This window comes from Pseudomonas vranovensis DSM 16006, from assembly GCF_000425805.1.
In the GTDB taxonomy this organism is placed as follows: domain Bacteria; phylum Pseudomonadota; class Gammaproteobacteria; order Pseudomonadales; family Pseudomonadaceae; genus Aquipseudomonas; species Aquipseudomonas vranovensis.
In genome coordinates this window covers 25,934-42,361 of the sequence record NZ_AUED01000002.1, presented here as the reverse complement: position 1 = coordinate 42,361, position 16,428 = coordinate 25,934, and the positions used below count along the sequence as shown (strand labels likewise).

Annotated in this window: 14 protein-coding genes; 3 read left to right on the top strand and 11 right to left on the bottom strand. The window is 60.6% G+C overall.

All coding sequences use genetic code 11. The annotated features are described in order from the left end of the window. Positions 1–58 precede the first annotated feature (58 nt). From H621_RS0104190 to H621_RS0104145, 10 genes are all read right to left on the bottom strand, one after another. Positions 59–1,621 carry a SpoVR family protein gene (locus tag H621_RS0104190; protein ID WP_028942157.1) on the bottom strand — a complete coding sequence of 521 codons (1,563 nt, stop codon included), beginning with the start codon at positions 1,619–1,621 and terminating at the stop codon, positions 59–61. Continuing rightward, positions 1,618–2,889, bottom strand: a complete 1,272-nt coding sequence (locus tag H621_RS0104185; protein WP_028942156.1) for a YeaH/YhbH family protein — start codon at positions 2,887–2,889, stop codon at positions 1,618–1,620. Before H621_RS0104185 ends, H621_RS0104190 begins: the two co-directional genes overlap by 4 nt. 103 nt (positions 2,890–2,992) lie before the next feature. Beyond that, positions 2,993–4,915: a PrkA family serine protein kinase gene (locus tag H621_RS0104180; protein ID WP_028942155.1), complete on the bottom strand. Its 1,923-nt coding sequence runs from the start codon at positions 4,913–4,915 to the stop codon at positions 2,993–2,995. 282 nt (positions 4,916–5,197) lie between these two features. Beyond that, entirely contained in the window at positions 5,198–5,527 is a 330-nt protein-coding gene (gene glpE / locus H621_RS0104175) for a thiosulfate sulfurtransferase GlpE (protein WP_028942154.1), read from the bottom strand. A 14-nt stretch (positions 5,528–5,541) separates the two neighbouring features. Continuing rightward, on the bottom strand, positions 5,542–6,417 hold the full coding sequence (locus H621_RS0104170) for a symmetrical bis(5'-nucleosyl)-tetraphosphatase (protein WP_028942153.1): 876 nt from the start codon (positions 6,415–6,417) through the stop codon (positions 5,542–5,544). Continuing rightward, positions 6,417–6,797 (bottom strand): Co2+/Mg2+ efflux protein ApaG, encoded by a 381-nt coding sequence (gene apaG / locus H621_RS0104165; protein WP_028942152.1) that lies wholly within the window; start codon positions 6,795–6,797, stop codon positions 6,417–6,419. Before apaG ends, H621_RS0104170 begins: the two co-directional genes overlap by 1 nt. A 103-nt stretch (positions 6,798–6,900) precedes the next feature. Continuing rightward, entirely contained in the window at positions 6,901–7,707 is an 807-nt protein-coding gene (gene rsmA / locus H621_RS0104160) for a 16S rRNA (adenine(1518)-N(6)/adenine(1519)-N(6))-dimethyltransferase RsmA (RefSeq protein WP_028942151.1), read from the bottom strand. Continuing rightward, positions 7,704–8,693, bottom strand: a complete 990-nt coding sequence (gene pdxA, locus H621_RS0104155; RefSeq protein ID WP_028942150.1) for a 4-hydroxythreonine-4-phosphate dehydrogenase PdxA — start codon at positions 8,691–8,693, stop codon at positions 7,704–7,706. The genes rsmA and pdxA overlap by 4 nt, the downstream gene beginning before the upstream one ends. After that, positions 8,690–10,006, bottom strand: coding sequence for a peptidylprolyl isomerase (locus tag H621_RS0104150; RefSeq protein ID WP_028942149.1), 1,317 nt, complete (start codon positions 10,004–10,006; stop codon positions 8,690–8,692). The genes pdxA and H621_RS0104150 overlap by 4 nt, the downstream gene beginning before the upstream one ends. Continuing rightward, on the bottom strand, positions 9,987–12,809 hold the full coding sequence (locus tag H621_RS0104145; RefSeq protein WP_028942148.1) for an LPS-assembly protein LptD: 2,823 nt from the start codon (positions 12,807–12,809) through the stop codon (positions 9,987–9,989). Before H621_RS0104145 ends, H621_RS0104150 begins: the two co-directional genes overlap by 20 nt. A 130-nt stretch (positions 12,810–12,939) precedes the next feature. On the opposite strand from H621_RS0104145, the gene H621_RS0104140 reads away from it, so the two are divergent. The 3 genes from H621_RS0104140 to H621_RS0104130 are packed head-to-tail and all read left to right on the top strand — an operon-like array spanning position 12,940 to position 15,399. Further along, positions 12,940–13,965, top strand: a complete 1,026-nt coding sequence (locus H621_RS0104140; RefSeq protein ID WP_028942147.1) for an aminoglycoside phosphotransferase family protein — start codon at positions 12,940–12,942, stop codon at positions 13,963–13,965. Continuing rightward, positions 13,962–14,633 (top strand): N-acetylmuramate alpha-1-phosphate uridylyltransferase MurU, encoded by a 672-nt coding sequence (gene murU / locus H621_RS0104135; RefSeq protein WP_028942146.1) that lies wholly within the window; start codon positions 13,962–13,964, stop codon positions 14,631–14,633. Before H621_RS0104140 ends, murU begins: the two co-directional genes overlap by 4 nt. A 1-nt stretch (position 14,634) precedes the next feature. After that, entirely contained in the window at positions 14,635–15,399 is a 765-nt protein-coding gene (locus tag H621_RS0104130) for a TerB family tellurite resistance protein (protein WP_028942145.1), read from the top strand. Here the strand turns inward: H621_RS0104130 and H621_RS0104125 are convergent. After that, positions 15,396–16,400, bottom strand: coding sequence for an alpha/beta hydrolase family protein (locus H621_RS0104125; protein WP_028942144.1), 1,005 nt, complete (start codon positions 16,398–16,400; stop codon positions 15,396–15,398). The two genes, H621_RS0104130 and H621_RS0104125, sit on opposite strands and share 4 nt — an antisense overlap. Positions 16,401–16,428: the final 28 nt, after the last annotated feature.

The following is a 16,428-nucleotide window of genomic DNA, read 5'->3' as shown; positions in this document are numbered from 1 at the left end:
AAAAACCTCCGTTGATGCCACAGGATAACCTGTCTGGCAGCAACGGAGGGCAGGGGGACTAGAGGTGCACGACCGCGAGGTCCAGGCGACCGTACTCCGCTTCGCTGTGCTCGCCCTTGGGCGGTACGTGATGAGTTTTCATGATCTGGTCGCCCTGCAGCGTTTCCAGGTGGATATCGAAGCCCCAGAGGCGGTGCAGGTGCTTGAGCACTTCCTCGGTGGAGTCGCCCAGCGGTTTGCGGTCGTGTTGCTGGTGACGCAGGGTCAGGGAGCGGTCGCCGCGCCGGTCGATGCTCCAGATCTGCACGTTCGGTTCGCGGTTCCCCAGGTTGTACTGGGCAGCCAGGGTTTCACGGATGATCCGATAGCCGCTTTCGTCATGGATGGCCGGCACCAGCAGATCTTCGCGCTGGTCGTCATCGAGAATACTGAACAGCTTCAGGTCGCGGATCACGGTGGGTGACAGGTACTGCAGGATGAAGCTTTCGTCCTTGAAGCTGCTCATGGCGAACTTGATGGTCGACAGCCAATCGCTGCCGGCGATGTCGGGGAACCAGCGGCGGTCTTCCTCGGTGGGGTGTTCGCACATGCGGCGGATGTCGCGGTACATGGCAAAGCCCAGGGCATACGGGTTGATGCCACTGTAATAAGGGCTGTCGAAACCGGGCTGGAACACTACGCTGGTGTGCGACTGCAGGAACTCCATCATGAAGCCGTCGGTTACCAGGCCCTCGTCGTAGAGGTCGTTCATCAGCGTGTAGTGCCAGAAGGTGGCCCAGCCTTCGTTCATCACCTGGGTTTGGCGTTGCGGATAGAAGTACTGGGCGATCTTGCGCACGATACGCACGATTTCCCGCTGCCAGGGTTCGAGCAAGGGTGCATGCTTTTCGATGAAGTAGAGAATATTTTCCTGAGGTTCGGCGGGGAAGCGCGCATTGTCGCGCTCGCTATTCTTGTCGGCACCCTTGGGAATGGTGCGCCACAGGTCATTGATCTGCTTTTGCAGGTGTTCTTCGCGTTCCTTCTGCCGGCGCCGCTCTTCTTCCGCGGAAATCGGGTACGGCCGCTTGTAGCGGTCAACACCGTAGTTCATCAAGGCATGGCAGGAGTCGAGCAGGTCTTCGACCGCGTCGATGCCATGGCGCTCCTCGCATAGGGTGATGTACTGCTTGGCGAACACCAGGTAGTCGATGATCGAGCTGGCGTCGGTCCAGGTGCGGAACAGGTAATTGCCTTTGAAGAAGCTGTTGTGCCCATAGCAGGCGTGGGCAACCACCAGGGCCTGCATGCAGATGGTGTTTTCTTCCATCAGGTAGGCGATGCAGGGATCGGAGTTGATCACGATTTCGTAGGCAAGGCCCATCTGGCCACGGCTGTAGGATTTCTCGGTACTCAGGAAGTGCTTGCCGTATGACCAGTGGTGGTAGCCAAGGGGCATGCCCACGGACGCATAGGCGTCCATCATCTGCTCAGCCGTAATCACTTCGATCTGGTTGGGGTAGGTGTCCAGGGCATAGCGCTCGGCCAGGCGGCTGATTTCCCGGTCATAGGCCTGGATCAGTTCGAATGTCCATTCGGACCCGGTGGAAATGGGTTGGCGCTTCTGCTCTCTAGCGGTCATGTCACTAACCTGCGCTGGAAGAGTTCACGGAAGACCGGATAGATATCACCGGCCGACACCAGCTGCTGCTGGGCGAACGTATCGGCAAAGGCTTCACCGATGCGTTCATATTCGAACCACAATGCCTGATGTTCGCGGGGAGTGATCTCCACGTAAGTGTAGTACTGGACGAACGGCATGATTTGCTTGGTGAGGATCTCGCGGCAAATCGGCGAGTCGTCATTCCAGTTGTCGCCGTCGGAGGCTTGGGCGGCGTAAATATTCCATTCACTGGCCTGGTAGCGCTCGGCCATGATTTCCTGCATCAGTTTCAAGGCGCTGGAAACGATGGTGCCGCCGGTTTCCCGGGAATAGAAAAACTCCTCCTCGTCGACTTCGCGAGCACTGGTGTGGTGGCGGATGAAGACCACTTCAATCTTGTCGTAATTGCGCTTGAGGAACAGGTACAAAAGGATGAAGAAGCGCTTGGCGATGTCCTTGGTGGCCTGGGTCATGGAGCCAGAGACGTCCATCAGGCAGAACATCACCGCTTTTGAGCTGGGGTTGGGTTGCTTGACCAGCAAGTTGTACTTGAGGTCGAAGGTGTCGAGGAAAGGTACACGGTGAATACGGGCACTCAACCGTTCTATTTCCGCTTCTATTTCCTGAATATCGCCGAAGTTGTCGGGCTCTTCGCGCTTCAGGCGTGCCAGTTCCTCTTGGGCTTCGCGCAGTTTTGCGCGGCTGCTGCCAGACAGGGCGATGCGTCGGGCGTGTGCTGAGCGCAAGGTGCGGATGATGTTGATCCGTGACGGATTGCCTTCGTTGCTGATACCCGCGCGCACGGTCTTGAAGGTATCGGTGCCGGCCAGATGGCGTTTGACCAGGTTGGGCAGTTCGAGGTCTTCGAACATGAACTCAAGAAACTCTTCCTGAGTGATCTGGAAGACGAATTCATCCATGCCTTCACCCGAGTTACCGGCTTTGCCGCGTCCGCCTCCACCGCCTCCACCCTGGGGGCGGGCGATGTGTTCGCCAGCAGTGAACTCCTTGTTGCCGGGGTGGACGACTGTCTGCTTGCCGCCACGACCGTGGTGCAGCACCGGCTCGTCGATATCGCGACCGGGTATGCTGATCTGCTCGCCATGTTCCATATCGGTAATAGAGCGGCGACTTACGGCCTCCTCGACGGCTTTCTTGATGTGGTCACGGTAACGCCGCAGAAAGCGCTGGCGGTTGACCGTGCTCTTGTTCTTGCCGTTCAGGCGTCGGTCGATCACATAGCTCATAGGCCCCTCCGGGAGCTGAAGACTCAAGCTTCAAGCCGCAAGCCCTGCCAGGCAGACAGCAAATGCCTGGGATAGAGCCTGCGGCTTGCCACTTACAGCTCGGTCACTGCGATTTTCTGACGCGCAGGTACCATTCCGAGAGCAGCCGAACTTGTTTGTCTGTGTAACCGCGTTCTACCATCCGGGTGACGAAGTCGTTGTGCTTCTGTTGATCTTCTTTGCTGGCCTTGGCGTTGAAGCTGATGACCGGCAGCAGGTCTTCGGTGTTGGAGAACATTTTCTTCTCGATCACCACGCGCAGCTTTTCGTAGCTTAGCCAGGTCGGGTTCTTGCCATTGTTGTTGGCTCGGGCGCGCAAGACGAAGTTGACGATCTCGTTGCGGAAGTCCTTCGGGTTGCTGATGCCTGCCGGCTTCTCGATTTTCTCCAGTTCCTCGTTGAGGGCGATACGGTTGAGGATCTCTCCGGTTTCCGGGTCGCGGTATTCCTGGTCCTGGATCCAGAAGTCGGCGTACAGCACGTAGCGGTCGAAGATGTTCTGGCCGTACTCGCTGTAGGACTCGAGGTATGCCGTCTGGATTTCCTTGCCGATGAACTCGATGTAGCGCGGTGCCAGGTACTCCTTCAGGTAGCGCAGGTACCGCTCGCGTACCTCGGCCGGGAACTGCTCCTGTTCGATCTGCTGCTCCAGTACATAAAGCAGATGCACCGGGTTGGCAGCAATTTCGTGTGGGTCGAAGTTGAACACCTTGGAAAGGATCTTGAAGGCAAAGCGGGTCGAAAGGCCGTTCATCCCCTCATCCACACCGGCCGCGTCGCGGTACTCCTGGATCGATTTGGCCTTTGGGTCGGTGTCCTTGAGGTTTTCACCATCGTAGACCCGCATTTTCGAGTAGATGTTCGAGTTTTCAGGTTCTTTCAACCGTGACAGCACGGTGAACTGGGCGAGCATCTTCAAGGTGTCAGGCGCGCAATGAGCCTTGGCCAGCGAGCTGTTGAACAGCAACTTGTCGTAGATCTTGATCTCATCGCTGACCCGCAGGCAGTACGGCACCTTGACGATGTAGATACGGTCGATGAACGCCTCGTTGTTCTTGTTGTTGCGGAAGCTGTGCCATTCCGATTCGTTGGAGTGCGCCAGTAAGATGCCGGAGTAGGGGATGGCACCGAGACCTTCGGTACTGTTGTAGTTGCCTTCCTGGGTGGCGGTCAGGAGTGGGTGCAGGACCTTGATGGGCGCCTTGAACATCTCGACGAACTCCATCAGGCCCTGGTTGGCCCGGCACAGTGCGCCCGAGTAGCTGTAGGCATCGGCATCGTTCTGTGGGTATTCCTCGAGCTTGCGGATATCGACTTTACCGACCAGGGCCGAAATGTCCTGGTTGTTCTCGTCACCAGGTTCGGTCTTGGCCACGGCGATCTGGTTGAGGATCGATGGGTACAGCTTGACCACCTTGAACTGGCTGATATCGCCCCCGAATTCAGCCAGGCGCTTGGTCGCCCAGGGCGACATGATGGTATTGAGGTAACGACGCGGAATGCCGAAGTCCTCTTCAAGAATGGCGCCGTCCTCGGTGGCATTGAACAGTCCCAGTGGCGACTCGAACACCGGCGAGCCCTTGATGGCATAGAAGGGCACTTTCTCCATCAGCTGCTTGAGCTTTTCAGCCAGGGAAGACTTGCCGCCACCCACCGGCCCCAGGAGATAGAGGATCTGCTTCTTCTCCTCTAGCCCTTGGGCGGCATGGCGGAAGTAGGAGACGATCTGGTCGATGCATTCTTCCATGCCGTGGAAGTCTTCAAATGCCGGGTAGCGGCGGATCACCTTGTTGGAGAAGATCCGCGACAACCTGGAGTTGTTCGAGGTGTCGACCAGCTCCGGCTCGCCGATAGCCATCAACAGGCGTTCGGCCGCCGAGGCATAAGCGCTGCGATCACTCTTGCAGAGCTCAAGGTACTCTTGCAGCGAAAGTTCTTCCTGACGGGTGGACTCGAAACGTTGTTGGAAGTGGCTAAAAATACTCATGACGTCACCTCGCTCGATACGTGGAGCCGACGCCGGATCAGTCAGCTGATGCTGGCATGCAACCGGGACTACCGATTGCTGTATACCCCCCAGAACACCTGTAAATTCGCTACCGATGACCCGCACGCCGGTGTACCGGCTCTCCCCTTTTTGGATGGCCTGGGCTTAAGGATAGTTCGTTCTCGGGGAGGTCAAGGGCGGTTGGATGAATTGTTGATGGCGACCGTTCGTCAGGTCAGGCGCGAGCCCGCACAGGACGCGGGCTGCAGGAAATGAAAAAAATTATTCGGCAGTGCCCTGGGCGGTTTCCGCAGGGTAGGTGCCGCGCCACAGCTCGAAGCCACCGTCCAGGCTGTAGACGTCGGAAAAGCCCTGGCTGACCAGGTAGGCGGCGGCACTCTGGCTGGAGTTGCCGTGGTAGCAGACCACTACGGTCGGAGCGTCGAGATCTGCGCCACGAATGAAGTCGGCGACCGAATGATTGTCCAGGTGCTTGGAGCCTGCGATGTGCAAGGCGGCGTAGGTTTGCGGGTCGCGAATATCGACCACGACCGCACCTTGCTCCCGCAGGGCCTGGGCCTGCTCGGGAGGGATGCGTTTGAATTCGCTCATGGGAATGGTTTCCTTCAGGACTGGTCGTTCATTCTAGCCGGTTGTTCCAGCGCCGGCTGTGGGCGAGGTGTTCCTTCGTCGGTGCAGTCGCATCGGTGGAACACGCCACTGTCGACGTTGTACAGGGTCATGGCCCCGCCCCAGACGCATCCGGTATCCAGGGGGATGACCCCGGGCTCCTTGCAACGGCCTTCAAGTGCTGCCCAGTGACCGAAGATGATCTTCACGTGGCGTGAGCGGCGTCCCTTATGGGCAAACCAGGGTTTGTAGCCTGGCGGCGCGGTATCGGCGCCTTCCTTGCCCTTGAGGTCGAGCTTGCCTTCACTGGTGCAAAAGCGCATGCGTGTAAAGTAGTTGGTGATCACTCGCAGGCGGGTCACGCCACTGAGGTCCTTGCTCCACTTGTTCGGCTCGTTGCCGTACATGCCGTCAAGGTAGGGCTTGAGGCGATTGTCGTCGCGCAATACTTCTTCGACTTCGCCAGCCAGCTCGAGGGCTTTGCCCAATGTCCACTGGGGGGGGATGCCGGCATGTACCAACGCGACGCTGCGTTGCTCGTCGTAGTGCAAAAGCTTTTGTCGACGAAGCCAGTCGAGAAGTTCACCGGCGTCGGGCGCCTCAAGAATTTCCCGCAGGGTGTCGTGCTTTTTGAGGCGCTCGATGTTGTGCCATGCCGCCAGCAGGTGCAGGTCATGGTTGCCCAGCACGCAGGTCAGCGATTCGCGGATGGAATAGAGAAAACGCAAGGTTTCCAGTGATTCCGGGCCACGGTTGACCAGGTCGCCCACCAGCCACAGGCGGTCGGCTGCCGGGTTGAAATTGACTCGTTCGAGCAGGCACTTGAGAGGTTGCAGGCAACCTTGCAGGTCGCCGACTGCGTATACAGCCATCAGTGCAGGGCTCCTGGAACTGCCAGGCGGAACGGGGCAATGATGGCATCGAAGTGCTTACCGTCTTCGGCGAGCATCTGGTAGGTGCCCTGCATTGTGCCTACCGTGGTGCTGATGACCGCGCCGCTGCTGTAGGTGTGGCTCTTGCCAGGTTCGATCAACGGTTGCTGACCGATGACACCGGCACCACGGACCTCTTCGACCAGGCCGTCGCCGTTGGTGATCAGCCAGTGCCGGGACATCAGCTTGGCTGGCACCGTGCCGTTGTTCACTACGGTAATGGTATAGGCAAAGGCAAAGCGGTCGTTTTCGGAGTCGGATTGTTCTTTGAGAAAGCGGGTCACGACGCTGACGTCGATCTGGTAGCGAGGATCAGACATGCAAGGGGCCTTGGAAGCAGACGCGGATACGGCAATTGCACCAGTCTAGGCCATTGGCGGGGTTGCCGGCCAGTCATGCAACATGACTGGCCGTGTACGACTTTCAGTGGCTACCCTGTTGTTCGGCCAGCTTGTCGGCCAGGCGCACAAATGCCGCCAGGTCCAGCTGTTCCGGGCGCAGGCTGCCATCGACGCCAGCGGCTTCGATAGCGTCGCTGCTGAGTAGCGCCTTGAGGGTGTTGCGCAAGGTCTTGCGGCGCTGGTTGAAGGCTTCGCGGACAATGCGCTCCAGCAGGCGATGATCCTTGGCAGGATGGGGGAGAGTCTCATGGGGCGTCAGCCGGACAATGGCCGAGTCAACCTTCGGCGGCGGGTTGAACGCGCCAGGGCCGACGTTGAAAAGGTGCTCTACTCGGCAGTGGTACTGGACCATGATCGACAGGCGTCCCCAGTCACCACCGCCAGGGCCCGCGGCGAGGCGCTCGACCACTTCCTTTTGCAGCATGAAATGCATGTCGCGAATCAGCTCGGCATTACTGAGCAGGTGGAAGATCAGTGGCGTGGAGATGTTGTACGGCAGATTGCCGACCACGCGCAGGCTGTTTGGCGCAGCGCCCAGGCTGGTGAAATCGAATTTCAGGGCATCGCCCTGGTGCAGGCGGAAGTTGCCACGACCGGCGAACTGCTGGTTCAGGATCGGGACCAGGTCCTTGTCCAGCTCTACAACGTCAAGCTGTGCACCGCTGCCCAGCAGGCCCTCGGTCAGGGCGCCCTGGCCCGGACCGATTTCCAGCATGCGGTCGGTAGACTTGGCGTGAATCGAGCGCAGGATGCGGTCGATGACGCCGGCGTCGTGCAGGAAGTTCTGGCCGAAGCGCTTGCGCGCCCGGTGTTGGTATTGCTCACTCATAGTCGGGTCTCGGCCATCTGATAGGCGGTTTCCAGCGCGACCTGCAGGCTCCCGGTGTCGATCCGGCCGCTGCCGGCCAGATCCAGGGCGGTGCCATGATCGACCGACGTGCGGATGATCGGCAGGCCCAGGGTCACGTTCACTGCAGCGCCAAAACCCTTGTACTTGAGTACGGGAAGGCCCTGGTCGTGGTACATCGCCAGCACTGCATCGCAGTGCTCCAGATATTTGGGGGTAAACAGGGTGTCGGCAGGCAACGGGCCGCGCAGGTCCATGCCTTCGCTTCGCAGGCGTGCCAGTGTGGGTTCGATGGTGTCGATTTCTTCATGGCCCAGGTGCCCCCCTTCACCCGCGTGCGGGTTGAGGCCGCAGACCAGGATGCGCGGATTGGCGATACCGAACTTCTGTTGCAGGTCGGCATGCAGGATCCGCGTCACGCGCTCCAGGCGCTCCGGGGTGATGGCATCGGCAACATCGCGCAGGGGCAGGTGAGTGGTCACCAGGGCAACACGCAGGCCTCGGGTCGCCAGCATCATGACGACTTGTGCGGTGCTGGTCAGGTCGGCCAGGAACTCGGTGTGGCCGGAAAAGGCGATACCGCTCTCGTTGATCACCCCTTTGTGAACGGGGGCGGTGATCATTCCGGCAAAGTGCCCATCCAGGCAGCCTTGGCCGGCGCGGGTCAGGGTTTCCAGCACGAACGCGGCGTTGGCCTTGTCGAGCTGGCCGGCGACTACCGGGTTTTGCAGCGGTGTATCCCACACATACAGGCTGCCGGCAGGGGCTGGCTTGGCTGGGAAGGTCTCGGGGCTCACCGGCAACAATGTGACGGCCACACCTAGCTGCGTGGCCCGCTCGACGAGCAGGTCACGGCTGGTGATGGCAATCAGGGGGTGAGGCTGGGCTTGCGCGGCGAGCAGCAGGCACAGGTCGGGACCTATGCCGGCTGGTTCGCCGGGTGTGAGGGCGAAGCGTCTAGGTTTCACTGGGAGGCCTGATTGGCGCCAGGAAGCTTGATTTCAACGTAGGCTTCATCGCGGATCTGGCGCAGCCAGGTCTGCAGTTCCTCGTCGTATTTGCGATTACGCAGAACGTTCATTGCTTGTTGCTCACGCGCCTGCTCAGTGCTGTCGGTAGCGCGACGGCCGAGGACTTCCAGTACGTGCCAGCCGTATTGGGTCTGGAATGGCTTGGTCACTTCACCTTGGGGTGCATTGGCCATTTGCTCACGGAACTCAGGCACCAGCGCGTTCGGATCAACCCAGTTGAGGTCGCCGCCATTGAGGGCGGAGCCTGGATCTTCCGAGAAGCTTCTGGCCAACTCGCCGAAATCTTCACCGGATTTGATCCGGTCGTAGAGTTTCTCGGCCAGTTGCTTGGTCGCCGCTTCGCTGCGGATTTCGCTTGGCTTGATCAGGATGTGGCGCACGTGGACTTCGTCGCGGACCATGGTCTGGCCGCCGCGCTTTTCTTGCAGCTTGAGGATGATGAAGCCACCCGGGGTGCGGATTGGTTCGGTGACATCACCCACCGACATCGAGCTGAGCAGGCGATCGAAGGGCGGCGGCAATTGCGCGGCTTTACGCCAGCCCATTTCGCCACCTTCCAGGGCTGTTTCGCTGGCCGAACGGGCAATCGCCAGTTGGGCGAAATCGGCGCCTTGCTTGAGTTGCTGATACACCTCGCCCGCTTGTTTGGCGGCTGCCTGGATCGCGGCAGAATCGGCGCGTTCCGGGGTCGGGATGAGGATGTTGGCCAGGCGGAACTCTTCGGACAGCTGCATCTTGCCCAGATCTGATGCGAGGAAGTTCTTTACTTCCTGCTCCGATACCTGAATACGCTCGGCTACCCGGCGTTGACGCACGCGGCTGATGACCATCTCGCGACGGACCTGCTCGCGCGCATCATCAAACGACAGGCCGTCGCGGGCCAGGGCTGCGCGGAATTGCTCCAGGCTCATACCGTTGCGCTGGGCAATGGTACCGATGGCCTGGTTGAGCTCTTCGTCGGTGATGCGGATGCCGGAGCGCTCGCCGATCTGCAGTTGCAGGTTTTCGACGATCAGGCGTTCGAGCACTTGCTGGTCCAGTACGCCTGGGGGTGGCGCAGCGCCACCGCGCTTGGCGATGGTTTGCTCGACCTCGTGTACGCGCTGGTCCAACTGGCTTTTCATGACCACGTCGTTATCGACGATGGCCACGACACTATCCAGAGGCTGAACGGCGGCATGCGCCGCACCGCTCAGCAATACAGCGCCCAGCAATAGCGGGCGCAGACAATCAGTAAGCTTGGTCTTCACGTGTACGATAACCTTGAATGCCCTGGTCGAGGAAAGACTCGACCTTGTTGCCCACTACGCCGCCGAGGCCTTTCAGCACAATCTGCAGGAAGACGCCGTGGTCGCCTTTTTCGTTTTGCGGGGTTGCCTGGCTGAAGTCGTCGTAATCGATCCAGTAACGGTTGATCAGACGCAGCTTCCAGCAGCAGTTGTCGTACTCGAAGCCACCAAAGGCTTCCAGGGTACGGTTGCGGTTGTAGTCGTGCTGCCAGCGAGCGATCGCGGTCCACTGCGGAACGATCGGCCACATGACCGAGAAGTCATGTTGCTGGATCTTGTAGTAGTCCTTGATGTAGTTCGGATCGCCCGGGGTGCCGTAGTCACCGCCGCCGACTTGCCAGCGACCGGTGGTCTGGTCGTAGATGACCATATCGTTGCGGTAGCGGTAGCCGAGGTTGACGACCTTGTTCACGTCATCTTCAGGCTGGTAGTGGAACATCGCGCTGCCCGAGCGGGTGCTGCGGCTGTCTGGGTCCCAGTTGAAGTCGGAATTGAAGCGCCAGTCGCGGTTGAAGCGGTATTCGTATTCCAGCGCATACGGCGAGACGTCCGATTGGGCGTCGGCGCGGGTGCGATAGTCGATACCTGGCAGTTGGACTTTGCGATCTTTGAAATACAAGGCCTGGCCAATGCTGAAGCGCTGGCGCTGGAAGCCGTTTTCTTCGATCCAGCGGTTGGTCACGCCCAGCGAGAGCTTGTTCTCGTCTCCGATGCGGTCCGTGCCGGCGAAGCGGTTGTCACGGAACAGCGAGTTGTAGTCGAACAGTGTCTCGCCACTGTCGAAGATCGGGATGTCGACCTGATCTTCATATGGGACGTAGAGATAGAACAGACGCGGTTCGAGGGTCTGGCGATAGTTCTTGCCAAACCATTGGGTGTTGCGGTCGAAGTACAGGCCGCTGTCGATGCTGAAGATCGGCACGTTGCGGTTCTGGGTGCCACTGAACCGGCCGAGTACGTCCAGACTTTCCGGAGAGGCGCTGGCCAGATCGCTCTCGCCTTTGCTGTCCAAATCCAGATCGTAATGGGTGGTCACGTACTTGATAGAAGGGGTTACATAGCCGTAGGAAGCGGACAGAGGCAGGCTGATCTTGGGTGCAAAATTCAGCCGCGTGCCGTTCGAGCGCGCCACACCGAAAATGTTTTCGTCGAGCCGGCGACCCGGTGCGCCAGCACTGGCGTCAGGGTTGCCGTCTTCGTCCAGGACAAAGTCATCTTTCAGGTCACGGTCAAAGCGCACAGCCTCGGACTCATAACTGAAATCCAGGCCACCCGGATGATACGGCAGCATGCCGTTCAGGGTGAGCTGAGGCAGTCGGTCGTAAGGGGTGATCTGCGAGATGGTTGCGAGTTCATAGGCGTGGGCGTTCAACCGCGCTGTGTAGTTGTCCCCACGGTAGGTCAACGCACCCTGCTGGTTGATGAAGTCCTGGCTCTCGACACCAATCTGATCCGTCTCCAGGTCCTGGAAATAGAATGGGTCGCTGATGTCGGTGTAGTCGACCTCGGTCATCAGGCGAGAATCCAGACCGCCCTTGTGCTGCCAGTTGACCATCCAGCGTTTTTCTTCGTAGTCGGACTGCAGCTTGCGCTCGTCTTCCTTGTCGTTCAGGTAGGCGCCACCGAACTGTCCTTCGCTGGACTTGGTCAGGTAGCGGAACTCACCTTCCATCAACAGGCCGCGTTTGGCCATGTAGCGTGGATACAAGGTGGCGTCGTAGTTCGGCGCCAGGTTGAAGTAGTACGGTGTTACCAGCGTGAAGCCGGTGTCACTGCTGGTGCTGAACGACGGCGGCAGGAAGCCGGACTGGCGACGGTCGTCGATCGGGAAGTAGATGTACGGTGTGTAGAACACCGGGAAATCCTTGACCCGCAGGGTGACGTTGGTCGCAGTACCGAAGCCGGTAGCCGGGTTCAGGGTGATGTTGTTGCCCTTGAGCTGCCAGGCGTTGCTGTTCGGCTCACAGGTGGTGTAAGTACCATCCTTGAGGCGGATGATGGCGTTTTCAGCCCGCTTGGCGTACAGCGCGTTACCGCGGATGCGCGATTTATGCATCACGTATTCGGCGTTATCGACCTTGGCTTCACCGGTGTCGAGCTGGATGTCGGCGTGATCGCCCACGACCAGCGAACCGTTGTCGCGGATCTTGACGTTGCCGCTGAGTTCACCACGGTTCTCGGCCTGGTACAGGTTGGCCTCGTCGGCCTCTACCTGCATGCTGCCCTGACGCATGACTACGTCGCCGGCGAGAGTGGCGATCTGCTGCTCTTGCTGGTAGCGCGAAACCTTGGCGCCGATGAAGGTCGGTGCTTCGTCCTTCGGTGTGGTGTCATCCATGCCGGGACGGGCCGGCTCGATGTAGGCACCGGCGCAGTAAGGCCCGGTTTCGGCGAGCTGGGCGGGGGTGAGCTGATCGCGAGGGACCCAGTCCAGGTGGCTGTAGTCGGTGCTGCGGGTTTTCAGGCCACGGCCTTTGCTCTCGGTGACGAGCATCGGGCCTTTGCCGGCGTCTTCGACGGCTTCACCGGAGGCGTCGGACGTTTCGCCAGTCGAGCTGACAGCCGCACCAGCATGTACCGGGCGAGGAGGCAGGGCGGCAGCGTTGGTCTTGGGCTTGCAGTCCCAGCCTCCGGCAGCGGACACTTGGCAGTCGAATTGCTCTGCGGCGACCACGAATGAAGTGGTCAGAGGTTGCAGCGCCAGCAGACCGCCGGTGACCAGCAACGGGAATTTTTTACGAAACGCGGGGGATTTCAATGCCATCTTATTAGTCCGGGCTTCCTGCGTGCCATCTGCCCGCGTGTGGGGCCGCACGCCTCTCGATGGTCTGAAAAAGATGCTGGATAATAAAGCATGACCCGCTTGACGGCTAGGGCCGTCGGAGACCCTTGTAATGCCCGATCACGATGTACGCCTGCAATACCTTGAAGCCTGGCTCGCCGAACAACTGGCAAATCTGTTCCAGCAACACGGCTGGGGGGCTGTACCGACAGGTACCCTGACTGCCGCGAGCAGTGACGCAAGCTTCCGCCGTTATTTCCGCTGGCAGGCCGAAGGCCGCAGCTTTGTGGTCATGGATGCACCGCCGCCGCAGGAAAACTGCCGGCCTTTCGTCGATATCGCCCATTTGCTGGCCAGTGCGCACGTCAATGTACCGGTGATCCATGCCCAGGACCTGGAGCGTGGTTTCCTGTTGCTCAGCGACCTGGGCACGCAGACCTACCTGGATGTCATCGACGGCGAAAACGCCGATGGCCTGTTCGATGATGCCATCGAGGCGTTGCTGGCCTTCCAGCAACTGCCCGCGGACGCGCCGTTGCCCAGCTACGACGTGGCATTGCTGCGCCGGGAGCTGGAGCTTTTCCCTGAGTGGTATGTGGGCCGGGAACTGGGCCTGGGTTTCACGGACGCGCAGCTGGCCGCCTGGCAGCGCATCAGCACGCTGCTGATCGACAGTGCCTTGGCCCAGCCAAAAGTACTGGTGCACCGCGACTATATGCCACGCAATCTGATGCAGAGTGTGCCTAATCCAGGCGTGCTGGATTTCCAGGATGCGGTCTATGGGCCTGTCACCTATGACATCACCTGCCTGTTCAAGGATGCCTTCCTGAGCTGGCCGCAAGCTCGGGTGGAAGGTTGGTTGAAGGATTATTGGCAGCGCGCGCAGGCCAAGGGTGTTCCGGTCCAGGCGGACTTCGAGGGCTTCTGGCGCGCCAGCGACCTGATGGGGGTGCAGCGCCATCTCAAGGTCATCGGCATCTTTGCCCGCATCTGCCACCGCGACGGCAAGCCTCGCTACCTGACCGATGTGCCGCGTTTCTTCGCCTATATAGATGAAGTGATCGCCCGTCGTCCGGAGCTGGCCGAGCTGGATGAACTGATCGAGAGCCTGCAGGCCAGTGCTGGAGCGCGTCCATGAAGGCGATGATTCTGGCGGCCGGCAAAGGTGAGCGGATGCGTCCGCTCACCCTGCACACGCCCAAGCCCTTGTTGCCGGTAGCTGGTGTGCCATTGATCGAGTACCACCTGCGAGCCCTGGTGGCTGCAGGTTTCAAGGAAGTGGTCATCAACCACGCCTGGCTGGGTGCGCAGATCGAAGCTCACCTGGGAAGTGGCGCGGGCTGGGGGTTGAGCATCCGCTATTCCGCCGAAGGCGAGCCCCTGGAAACCGGTGGCGGGATCTTCAAGGCCTTGCCGTTGCTCGGCAGTGAACCCTTTGTCCTGGTCAATGGCGATGTCTGGAGCGATTACGACTTCACTCGCTTGCCACAAAAGCCCGAGGACCTTGCCCATCTGGTGCTGGTCGACAACCCAGGGCACCACGGCAAGGGTGATTTTTGCCTGCAGCAGGGCCGGGTAAGTGACGCCGAGGAAGGGCAGGCCACCCTGACATACAGTGGTATCGCGGTCATCGACCCACGTCTGTTCGACGGCTGTACCGCCGGTGCCTTCAAACTTGCGCCGCTATTGCGCCAAGCCATGGCGGCCGGCCTGGTTACGGGAGAGCATTACAGCGGGCACTGGGTGGACGTCGGTACGCAGGAGCGCCTGGCGCACGTCGAACAGCTGATCGCCGGGCGTCGCTGAGATGCTGTGGCCGAGCACGGTGATTGGCGCCGGGGCGGGCTTCGCCATCGCCAGTATTCCCGGCGCATTGCTGGGGGCATTGCTGGGTCAGGCGATGGACCGCCGGTTGCAGTTGCACAGTTGGGCGCACCTGCGTGAGCGCCTTGGTGGGCGTTCGGTGTTGCGCGATGACGAGGTGCTGTTCGTGCTGCTCGGGCGCCTGGCCAAGTGTGACGGGCGAGTGGCGGATGGTCATATCCAGCAGGCGCGTCTGGAAATGCAGCGCCTGGAAATGAACGATACCGCACGACGTCGGGCAATTGCCGCCTTCAACCGCGGCAAGAGCGGCAAGGAACGCCTGGGCGGTTACCTGCGCCGGCTGAGCCTGCAACCCCATGCTGCCGAGGGCATGCTGCGCGCGTGCTGGCGCATGGTCTGGGCCGATGGCCGGGCCGGGCGCCAGGAACGCGAATTGCTGCTTGACTGGGGGCAGCAGTTGGGATGGTCAGCAACCAGGGTCCAGGCCCTGGCGCTGGAATACGAGCCGCCAAGGCCAGCGCTGACCAGTACTGGCCTGGGCTACCAACAGGCGCTGCGGATGCTTGGCGTCGCCGCCGAAGCAGAGCCGGGCCAGATCAAACAGGCGTATCGGCGACTGCTCAGCCGTCATCATCCCGACAAGCTGGTCGGCAGTGGTGCCAGCCCGCTCCAGGTGCGCGAAGCTACCGAGCGCACGCGCGAGTTGCATCAGGCGTACGCCATCATCCGCAAGCGTCGCGGGTTCTAATCGGTCCTTTCCGGGCTCAGCCAGCCACGGATCCGGCGGAACAATTGCTCTTGTTCCGCCGCCCCGTTACCGGGCAAGGCAGCCAATCCCACCTGGCGGTAATTGCTGTCCTTGAGCCGTTTGCTGGCTTGCAGGCGAAGCTCGGCTGCCCGTCGGGCCTGGGGTTGGCTGGTGTAGAAAAAGTCGGCGGTGGGCACCTTCAATGCCGTCGCCAGGCTGTCCAGGCTGTGATCGACCTGCGCCGGCGTCTGCGCGGCGACCATGACCAACTTCTGGATCTGGGCAGGATGCCGTTCGCTGATGTACCGGGCGGCCCAGTAAGCGCCGCTGCCGTTGCCGAGCAAGACGATGCTGCGGGCATTGTGTTGCTGGGCGTAGGCAACAGCGGCCTCCAGGCGGTCGAAGATGCGCTCGGCGTCGGCCGTGTCATCGGCACCTGGTCCTTGCAGCGGCGATGGGGCGTCGCTGGTTTCGTTCTCGAGCGAGGTGGCTTTTTCGACGCTGGCATTGGCGTCGTCAGGGGTGTCCTTGGCGGGGGCTGTCTGACCTTGAGCGACGGTTTCACTGGCCGCCGGCGCGGTATCGATCCGCGCTTGCGGGCTGTCGGTCAGCAGGTCGGGCAGGCCCAGGCTGAGGGTATGCCAGCCAACATCAGGAAACTTGCGGCGCAGTGGGCCGACGGTCTTCGGCCAGTCGGCCGTTTCACCGGCACCGGCGAGAATGATCAAAGCGCCCTCAGGTTCGCTGCTATTGGCCGGCTTCCACAAGGCCAGGAAGGTGTCGTTGCCCGCTTGCAGCATCTGCTGTTCGGCCTTGGGAACGTGACGCTCCAGAGCCAGGGCGTCCTCCTGGCTGCGCTCGGCCAGGGGCTGGCGCTGCAAGGCGCGGGGTGGAGTGTCGGCAGAGTTTTCTGGCGTTTCACCAGTGGCCGCTTGTACGGTACAAGGAAGAATCAATGCAAGGCCTAGCGCAGGAAGCGCCGTGCGATAAAGTGCGAACATGGAGTGATCCAGGCCAGAGTATTCCCGG